The organism is Archangium sp. (assembly GCF_036388035.1).
GTDB lineage: Bacteria > Myxococcota > Myxococcia > Myxococcales > Myxococcaceae > Archangium.
Genome location: NZ_DASVSO010000074.1, coordinates 1 through 3,729 on the forward strand (window position 1 = coordinate 1; position 3,729 = coordinate 3,729).

The 3,729-nt window shown below is 69.6% G+C and carries 2 protein-coding genes and 1 pseudogene; all 3 read left to right on the forward strand.

Annotated elements, in window-relative coordinates:
* A pseudogene (locus tag VF697_RS03210) lies at positions 1-369 on the forward strand (hypothetical protein); the annotation flags it as partial.
* A 30-nt stretch (positions 370-399) separates the two neighbouring features.
* Positions 400-2,736, forward strand: coding sequence for a protein kinase domain-containing protein (locus VF697_RS03215; RefSeq protein ID WP_331091990.1), 2,337 nt, complete (start codon positions 400-402; stop codon positions 2,734-2,736).
* Between the two features lie 122 nt (positions 2,737-2,858).
* Positions 2,859-3,729, forward strand: an 871-nt coding sequence (locus VF697_RS03220; protein WP_331091991.1) for an OmpA family protein, incomplete at its 3' end; no start/stop codon positions are given.

The window sequence follows — 3,729 nt, forward strand, 5'->3', positions numbered from 1 at the left end:
AAGGGCACGGTCGGCGAGCGGCGGGAGGGCAATGCCCTGGCATGCGCGCGCATCACGGACCGGAGCTTCGCCGAGGGCTCCACGGCGGACTTCTACGTGCGCTTCGAGCTGCCCGAGGGGCGCTTCACGGGACTGGGCAAGTGCACCATGGTGAGCACGGGGGTGCCCCGCCCCGGCGTGGTGCTCACCAGCTGCGCGCGGAAGCGGACGGAGTTCCCCGCCGGTTACGTGGGGGGCTTCGCGACGAGCTCGAGCATCTTCAATCCGCGGGGACTGCCCGGCTACAACACCGGCTCCTTCTGGACGGTGCGCGTGTTCGAGCCCGAGCCGGCGGCGGCCCCCACCCAGGCCCCCCAGGACAAGAAGTAGGTTCGCGGCCTGGGGTAGCATGTCCGCGCGATGGCACATCCCTCCAGGGAGAGATTCGGGCGGTACGAGCTGGTATCGAAGCTGGGGCGCGGCGGCATGGCCGAGACCTGGCGCGCCCGCCTGTTGGGCGAGGCCGGCGTCACCAAGCCCGTCCTCATCAAGAAGGTGCTGACGGAGTACGCCAACGACGAGGCGTTCATCTCCATGTTCATCAGCGAGGCGCGCATCTCCGCCACGCTGTCCCACGGCAACATCGCCCAGGTCTTCGACTTCGGTCGCACGGAGGGCGAGTACTTCCTCGCCATGGAGTTCGTGGACGGCCAGCCGCTGCACCGGGTCATCAAGCGCGCGCTCAGGTCGGGGCTCCCTGGCATCCCCGTGCCCCTGGCCACCTTCATCGCGCTGGAGATGTGCCGGGGCCTGCACTACGCGCACACCCGCCGCGACGAGTCCGGAGCGCCCCTGGGCATCGTCCACCGCGACATCTCCCCGGACAACGTGCTCGTCAGCTACGAGGGGCAGATCAAGATCGTCGACTTCGGCATCGCCAAGGCGCGCGCGCTGCGTGGCTTCAACACCGAGCCCGGTGTGGTGAAGGGCAAGTACCTCTTCTTCTCGCCGGAGCAGGCCCGGGGCGAAGAGGTGGATGCGCGCACGGACGTGTGGGCCACCGGCATCGTGCTCTACGAGATGCTCTGCGGGCAGCTCCCGGTGTCGGGCCAGCAGTACACGGCCCTGCCCAAGTTGATGAAGGGTCGGTTTCCCCGGCCCCGCCAGTTGCGGCCCTCCCTGCCCGCCGAGCTGGACGACATCCTCATGCGGGCGCTCGCGGTGGACCCCGAGGAGCGCTACGCGTCCTGCCATGACTTCGGGGATGCGCTGGCCGGCTTCCTCTACTCGTCCGCGCCGCGCTTCTCGGGCATGTCCGTCGCGTATCTGCTCCAGGACCTCTTCCGCGAGGACCTGAAGGCCGAGGGCCGGGAGGTGCAGATTCCCCGCACCTTCCAGGAGGAGCTCTCGGTGTGGCGGGTGCCGGAGCCCCTGGCGGACGACACCTCACGCCCGTCTCCGAGCCAGCCGGACATCGGGAATGTCGAGACGCGGGAGGCCAAGGCCGTGGAGGCCTCGCGCTCGCGCATGGCGACGACCATCGCCCTGGGCCTTGGCGGGTTGCTGCTGTGCGTGCTGGTGGGGGCGTTCCTGGTTACCCCCTCGCAACCCGAGCCGCCGGAGCACCCGCCCGAGCCGCGTCCCCTCCTCCCCGAGCCGAAGGCGCAGCCCCCTCCGACCGAGGCACGTCGCTCCGCTCCAACGCCCGTGCCCGCCCTGGCGCCGTGGCCCGAGGCGCTGGAGCCGCGCTCTGCCACCTACCCGGTCGACTCCCTCCAACTGGACGCGCGCAGGGACCTCTTCCGGGTGTCCCCGGCGGTCGCGGAGGTCGCCCGGCTGGAGCCAGGGGAGACCTACACCCTCAGCGAGTTCGGCCGGCAGAAGGACGCTCCGCCGTTGTTCTTCCTGCTCGAGGGAGAGGGCTTGTTGGCGGAGGAGGCCGTGGGGACGGTCCCGGACGAGCCCGTGACGGTGCCTCGAGCGCGCGCCGCGATGTTCTTCACCGTGGGCCCGCCGGGGACTGACTCCTCGAGCCCTCGCCGCGTGGATGTGGTCAACGTGAAGACGAAGGAGACCTTGCGCGTCACCGTCCGAACGAGCCGCGCCCAGACCTCGCGGGAGCGGGCCTTCGAGCTGAAGGGGCTGGATGCGACGCACGCCTACCAGCTCACGCTGGCCTCCGTGGGCGAAGGGGCGCGCCTGCGCGGGGCGGATACGGGAGCGGTCCGGACGGTGGCCTGCGCGCGAGAGACCTCCAAGGATGTCGTCCTGACCGGGCGCGCGCTGGACGTCTTCGACAGCGAGCAGCAAGTCCTCGTGAGGGAGGGGACTCCCGTGCGGGTGCGAGGTGCGATCGCGCTGTGGTGCGGCTTCATCGACGACGCGGAGGCCTCGGACAACCAGGGAGGGATGGTGCTGCACATCACGTCCCTGGGGCTCGCCCCGGGGATGGAGGGCGTGGTTCCCGGAGGTGTCCGGGAGCGGGACCACCGGCTGGCGAGGGAGCTCCATGAGCGCGGCGCATCGCTCCTCCGACAGGGTCATCTTCGCGAGGCCGAGAGGCTCTACAAGCAGTGCCTCGCGGTCGATTCCTCCTACGCTCGCTGCTACCTGGCGATGGGGATCGTCGCCAACCGCCTCGGTCGTACCGCCGAGGCCGCGAAGTATTACCGGGACTTCCTGCGCCTCGCGCCGGACGATCACAACGCCCCCACGGTCCGGAGGCTCCTGGCGGATTACGACCGGCAGCGCCGGTAGCCCGTCCCCGCGGAAGGACCTGCGTTCATGACTGGTCACTCGCGGGCCCGGTGGACTGGCCCGATGGAAGTTGGCGTGGGGCCGGGAGGTATAAGGGGGTCCTTCAACCCAAGGAGCCTCGAATGCGCATGCGTTGGTGTGTCCTCCTGCTGGTTCCGTTGTTCGGCTGCGTCTCGCAGAAGCTGTTTGATTCGAAGTCGTTGGAGGCTCGCAACCTCAAGCAGCAGTACGAGGAGCAAGCGGAGCAGACGAAGGCCCTGGAGCAGAAGCTCGCCGAGGCCACGGCGGCCACCGAGACGGCGGAGAAGGAGCGGGCGGAGCTGGAGTCTTCGCTCGCCCAGAGCGACGCGGAGCGCCGTGCGCTGCGCAAGCGTGTGGACGAGCTGGCGGAGCTCAACCAGGAGCTGTCCCGGAGCACCGAGAAGCTCGCCGCGGCCAAGGAGGCGCTCGAGAAGAAGTCCACCGAGTACGAGAACCTCGCCCGGAGCCTCAAGGAGGAGATCAAGACGGGGAAGATCGAGCTGTCCGAGCTCAAGGGCCGGATGGTGGTGAAGATGAAGGACAAGATCCTCTTCTCCTCCGGCAGCACCCGGCTCAACAAGGAGGGCCAGGAGGCGCTGGAGAAGGTGGCGCAGGCGCTCAAGGACGTGCAGGGCAAGCTCATCCGGGTCGAGGGCCACACCGACAACGTGCCGTTGCCGGCGGACTCGAAGACGGAGTTCGCCTCGAACTGGGAGCTGTCCACCACCCGCGCGCTCGTCGTGGTGAAGCTCCTCCAGGAGCAGGGAGTGCCGCCCACGATGCTCTCCGCGCTGGGCTATGGCGAGTACCAACCCATCGCCTCCAACCAGACGGCGGAGGGACGGAGCCTGAACCGTCGCATCGAGATCGTCCTCGCCCCCGCCGAGCAGGCGCCGTCCGCGGTGGTGGCCGCCTCGGTGAAGAAGGCCCCGGTGCCGGCCCCCGCCCCCACCCCCACCGTCAAACCCGCCT

What these genes read in the sequence shown, in the direction of transcription:
- VF697_RS03215 (WP_331091990.1), top strand. Translation starts at nt 400, where the DNA reads ATGGCACATCCCTCCAGGGAGAGATTCGGGCGGTACGAGCTGGTATCG.